Below are 5,411 nucleotides of genomic sequence, written 5' to 3' on the forward strand. Positions count from 1 at the left end.
TGATGCTTCGCATACAGCGCGGGACTTATAGCTCCCCGAACCCCTCAATAGTTAATGATAGGAGCAACGGACTGCAGCAGGGGTGAGAGAATTACGACCGAAGCCGCTGCGATGATAATTGTGGTAGCCAGTCGCACTAGCTGATCGGATGCATTCCGGTAGGTATCGAATTTGTAGTCCAGATTGTTGAGCTTATTGTCTAGGCCATTGAACTTAGTCTCCAGACCATTGAACTTAGTCTCCAGGCCATTGAACTTAGTCTCCAGATTGGCAAAATCTCCTTCAATGTGATCAAGTCGCTGGTTAATTTGCCTTAGCTCGGAAAGAACTTGCTGCTGAAAGGTTTCTGGAAAATCGCTGGCTTGCATAAAGGGTGATTTCAGAGGTGCCTTTATTGTATCGACATCCCTCTGCAATCCTCTACTCCTTCACCTCTTCATCTGGCTACTTCACGCTAACGAACCGTTCCGCCGCGATCGTCCGCAACTCCGCTAATTTCTCTCGTCGGGAAATGGACAGCGGCACGGTAGAGCGAATCGCCTCCAATAACAGAGCAGTATCTAGTGGTTTTCCTAAATACAAAGCGTTGTAGAGGGCAGAGATAATGGCCTGTTCATTTCGGCACCGCTATAACCTTCGGTGGCGGCAATCAAATCGGGCAGGTCAAAGTATTGGGGCACCTGTTTGCGTTGGGTCAGGTGAATCCGGAGAATCGCTGCCCGTTCCTGCACATCCGGCAGATCGACAAAGAAGATTTCGTCAAACCGTCCTTTTCGCAACAGTTCGGGAGGAATTTTGGAGATATCGTTGGCCGTTGCGACCACAAACACATCCTGGGATTTTTCTTGCATCCAGGTGAGGAAGAACCCAAATAAGCGCCGGGTCAGGCCGCCATCGGCATCAGAATCCGTACTGCCAAAACTTTTTTCGATCTCATCAATCCACAGCACGGTGGGAGCCATTGATTCGGCCAGCTTCACTGCTTGCCGGAAGTTCTTTTCCGATTCGCCGACATATTTATCGTAAAGGCGGCTTGCATCCAGTTTCAGCAGAGGCAATTTCCATTCATGGGCGATCGCTTTTGCAGCCAGCGACTTGCCACAGCCCTGAATCCCCACAATCAAAATGCCTTTGGGGGGTTTCAGGTTGAGTTCCTGCGCCTGGGAACTAAAGCCAACTCGCGCCCGTGCCAGCCAGTGCTTTAATCCAGCAAATCCACCCAGTTCTAGAATGGAGCCATTCACCGGAATATATTCCAGCAAACTTTCTTCTCGGATAATTTGAGCTTTCCGCTCTAGAATCTGGTCAGCATCGCTGGCAGTTAGTTTGCCATCCTGTAAAGCTACATAAGCAATGACCTGGCGAGCCTGTTTTAATGTCATACCTTGTAGTGTTTGAACCAGAATTTGGACATCCGAACTTTGCAGTTGTACCTGCACCCGATTTTTGTGGGAGAGCGATCGCACCACTTCCATCACCACTTGCTGTAGCTCATCTCGTCCTGGCAATTTCAAATCAAAGTAGACGGCATCCGGGGCAACTTCGGGGGGGAAGGGCGATCGTATGTCCACTCAACACCAGCGCTGATCGACTTTGACCGAAGAGTTGGGCAATTTCCCGAAACTGACGTGCAACCACCGGATCCGTTAAATGTCTGGCAAAGTCTTTGAGCCAAAACACCCCCCGCTGTGTCATTTTTCCAATATGTTCCAGCATATCAACGGGATCAACCGTGCGTTCAAAGGCCGCAGGTTGATGGCTGCCCGGAGGGGTACACTCATCCACCCAGCGGTTATTCGGCCCAGCGGAACGCACTAACCCACGGGTAATACTCCACTCGTAAAGCGGTAACTGCATATCTTGAACGGCAGTTTGCAACAGCTTTTGCACTCGTTCTTCTTCCACGGTTTCAAAGACAATCACGGATTGAAACGCCAGGAGCAAGGTCTGGAGATTATGAACACTATCGGCGATCGTCATAGGTCAACTAAGATGGGGCATTGGTTGATCAAAAACTTCATTGCAGACCCAGAATTTTCTGGAAACGGGCAAAAGCTTTAAATTCAGTGTTCCCCACGACAGATGGATGATCGGGAAACACGCTGTAACAAAATCAGGAGGATTGTTGAGACAAACAGCTATCCTGTCAGTCAAGCAGCCCATCCCTGCACCTCCCCCATCTCCTCGCACGCCTTGTGCTCTCTCCTACACCCAAGACGGCAGCCACATCCGCAATTTGAAGCCTTCGAGGGAAAGGGGGAGACCCAGATAAACCGGGAGCCAGAAAAGAAAGGCGATCGCGACGATCGCAATTACCGTCAGGCCGATCTGGCGTAAATAGGGTTGGCGGCTGCTGAGCCAGCGATCGACTAACCAGGCGATCGCCATCGTCGCAAAGACGGAAGCGCCCATGTAGTGGTACAGGAAGGTGCAGCGAGTGACTTTCACCCAGGGCAGCAAATTTGCCAGGTAGTTGATTGCCAAAAACAACATCAGCCAGCGTTCGCAGGGACTGAAGGGGAGAGGTGGGGGTATGACAACTGGGGGGATTGTCCGACTGGTATGAGCCACGATCCGGTTTGAGATGGCCTGGAATGCCAGCCAGCCCAGGATGGCTAAGACGGTAAAGATGGCGATCGTCGAGAACCACCAGAGAAATGGATTGCCCATTGCATGCACGTCATAAACCACCTTTTCCGCAGTCGTAGGCGGTAGGGTGGCTTCGGTGGGTAATGGGTCGCCCTTTCCAGTCACTTTGTAGAAATAGGCCACAGGTCGCCACATAAACAGCCAGCTATACCAGTTCGAGCAATAGGGATGGATCTTAGGGCCATTGCCAACTCGCTCGTGATATTGCAGGATTTCTACCTGTAAGGCCCAGAAATCTGGCCACAAGCCTTGTTTCGCATTCAACTTCAGGTGCGGAATCCACTCCAGAATGTAAGTCAAGGCGGGAACGATGCCCCAGTACAGCCCTACCTGCCACCAGCGTAATCGGTGGAGCCTTTGTAGTGGACTGGAGTGCCCATCTTTCGGAATTTCTGCCGGACTGGACTCCTGAACGGTTGAGGTGGCTGCCATCGGATGGCTGGCCTGAAACCATTCAATCCCCTGGGCAACAATCCAGAGGCTGTAGGCTCCTAACAAAAACCAGAGGCCGTTCCATTTAATCGAGGCAGAGGCTCCAAAACTGATACCGGATAGCACCAACCAACCACTGCGACGGAGCGATTGGGCGCTATTTAAGGCCAGCAGCAGAAACCACAGTCCCAGCAGTCCGAAGATGACTAGATAAACATTGTTCAGGGCATAGCGAGATTCCACCAGAAATAGACCATCCAAAGCGGCAAACCAGCCAGTAATCAGAGCATAGCGACGGCGATGGGTTAACTGGTAGGCAATCCCTAAAATGACCAGCGGGATGAATGAACCTGTCAGAGCATTGAGCCAGCGGTACATCCAGGGGGCAAATAAGCCTCCCGTTAAACCGTTCATTGCGGTTTGGGGAGTGGGTACCTGGCTCCCTAAGGCCATCGCGATCGCAATCAGATATTTGCTTAACGGTGGATGGCCATCAAAAAAGGGGGTGCTACTCAGGTAGTTATAAGCAAACTTGGCGTAGTACACCTCATCAAAAACCAGGGTGTTAAACCGTCCCAGTCCCCAAAAGCGGAGGCCGAGAGAAACGATTAAGAGGGCCAGGATACCCAGTGAAAACCAGGGAAGCGACGGTTGGGCAATTTTTTTCAGGAGAGGCATACGGATTTGCTGACTCACTGTTTTTCACTTTACTCCTTTGCCCTCACCCGAATCAGGTTGAGCTAAGATAAAAGAACCAGCCATTGCTACCCCGTTTAATTTCAATGTTGTAAACATGTCAACTGTTTCTCACCACACTGCCTTCCGTTAGGAGTTTTTTGCTTGCATGGGTGATTCCTGCGAAACTCTTGGCTGTTCCTCCTCTGGTGATGCACTCCTGTTGCAAACCAGGTCTGAGCCTGAGGTTTTGATTCCCACTGCTAATGCTTTAGTGACGGATGAGCAGCAGCGTAAGGCTTCCTCGTTCCATCGGAAAAAAATTTTAGACTGGCTGGAAAAAAATGTTCCAGATAAGCGCCTGAAGCATATTTTGCGGGTGGAAGGTATGGCGATCGCATTGGCCAAACGCCACCACTTGGACATTGAGAAAGCTGCTCAAGCGGGGCTGATGCATGACTTGGCCAAGTTCTTCAAACCCCAGCGACTGCTAGAAATGGCTCGTAGCGAAGGGATGGAACTGGATGAGGTATACGAAGCAAATCCTCATCTGCTCCATGCGGATGTGGGGGCGATTGTTGCCAGAGAGGAATTTGGCATAGAAGATCCACAGGTGCTGGAGGCGATCCGCAATCATACGCTGGGTAGTCCTGGGATGAGTCCTCTCAGTTGTGTGGTGTATCTGGCCGATGGGTTGGAACCTGGACGGGGTGATACTCCGGAGTTAAACAAGTTGCGTCAGGTGTCCCACGAAAACTTGCATAAGGCGGTCTGGTTAACTACTGAATTTACGATGCGATCACTCTTGTCCTCCAACCATCTGATTCATCCCCGTGCTGTTTTGACCCGTAATTGGGCGATGCAAATGAGCCATCCAACCCCTCCCAAACCATGATGTTAGTTTCTAGCTATCCCAACCCTTGCCGTTTGATCGTTCGTTTCTCAACACTTACTCAATTAAGGAAGACTTTACTGAATGCAAAACCTTTTTAATCCCACCCTTTCTGCCACCACTCAATCCGCTAATGCTCCTGCCACGCTCAATCCAGAACAGGACTCTAGCTTGCAACTGGCTCTGGCTGCCATTCGAGCGGCTGAAGAGCGCAAAGCCGGAGACATTGCCCTGCTGCGAGTAACGGAAGTTTCTCTGCTGGCTGACTACTTTGTCATCGTGACGGGCTACTCCAAGGTACAGGTACGGGCGATCGCCAATTCCGTGGCCGACAAATTGGAAGAAGAGATGCGGAGAGCACCCCTGCATACGGAAGGCATGGCCGAAGCGACCTGGGTGTTGCAGGATTATGGTGATGTGATTGTGCATACCCTGATGCCCAACGAACGAGACTTTTACGACCTGGAAGCTTTTTGGGGGCACGCCGAACGGGTGAACTACGAGGCTTTACTGCAGCGGTAATGCTTGAGCAGCGATCGCGTCTACCCATCAGGGTTTACATCTGAAAAGTCAGTATTAACTGAACTGCAATTTTGTTGGCAGTCATGTCAGGGTTGACGCGATATATTGTTCCAGTTCCAGACGCTTGTTTTATAGGGGCGCAACGCTTTAATCCTAGCAGCCTGTTGGAGAAAACTGAGTGGCTGCGCTGAGGCTATGGAATCACTTCAGGTTGGAGATTGGGCTGCCCCTTCAGTCGAAT

7 protein-coding genes are annotated in these 5,411 nt (G+C 51.0%); 2 read left to right on the plus strand and 5 right to left on the minus strand.

Translation table 11 applies throughout. The annotated features are described in order from the left end of the window. Window positions 1–44: 44 nt before the first annotated feature. The 5 genes from ACUVQO_RS22330 to ACUVQO_RS22350 all read right to left on the minus strand — a co-directional run bounded on the left by ACUVQO_RS22330 (window position 45) and on the right by ACUVQO_RS22350 (window position 3,759). The gene (locus ACUVQO_RS22330; RefSeq protein ID WP_445928023.1) at window positions 45–368 is read right to left on the minus strand and encodes a hypothetical protein; all 324 of its coding nucleotides are present in this window, start codon (window positions 366–368) and stop codon (window positions 45–47) included. A 76-nt stretch (window positions 369–444) separates the two neighbouring features. Continuing rightward, on the minus strand, window positions 445–582 hold the full coding sequence (locus ACUVQO_RS22335; RefSeq protein ID WP_445928024.1) for a hypothetical protein: 138 nt from the start codon (window positions 580–582) through the stop codon (window positions 445–447). Continuing rightward, a complete protein-coding gene (locus ACUVQO_RS22340) occupies window positions 573–1,571 on the minus strand; it encodes an AAA family ATPase (protein ID WP_445928025.1) in 999 nt (332 codons plus the stop codon). Before ACUVQO_RS22340 ends, ACUVQO_RS22335 begins: the two co-directional genes overlap by 10 nt. Next, entirely contained in the window at window positions 1,516–1,980 is a 465-nt protein-coding gene (locus tag ACUVQO_RS22345; protein WP_445928026.1) for a hypothetical protein, read from the minus strand. The genes ACUVQO_RS22340 and ACUVQO_RS22345 overlap by 56 nt, the downstream gene beginning before the upstream one ends. Before the next feature lie 225 nt (window positions 1,981–2,205). After that, the gene (locus ACUVQO_RS22350) at window positions 2,206–3,759 is read right to left on the minus strand and encodes a dolichyl-phosphate-mannose--protein mannosyltransferase (RefSeq protein WP_445928027.1); all 1,554 of its coding nucleotides are present in this window, start codon (window positions 3,757–3,759) and stop codon (window positions 2,206–2,208) included. Between the two features lie 166 nt (window positions 3,760–3,925). On the opposite strand from ACUVQO_RS22350, the gene yqeK reads away from it, so the two are divergent. Then, window positions 3,926–4,651, plus strand: coding sequence for a bis(5'-nucleosyl)-tetraphosphatase (symmetrical) YqeK (gene yqeK / locus ACUVQO_RS22355; RefSeq protein WP_445928028.1), 726 nt, complete (start codon window positions 3,926–3,928; stop codon window positions 4,649–4,651). Window positions 4,652–4,732: 81 nt separating this feature from the next. Then, a complete protein-coding gene (gene rsfS, locus ACUVQO_RS22360) occupies window positions 4,733–5,170 on the plus strand; it encodes a ribosome silencing factor (RefSeq protein WP_445928029.1) in 438 nt (145 codons plus the stop codon). Window positions 5,171–5,411 lie beyond the last annotated feature (241 nt).

It is taken from the genome of Leptodesmis sp. (genome assembly GCF_052746595.1).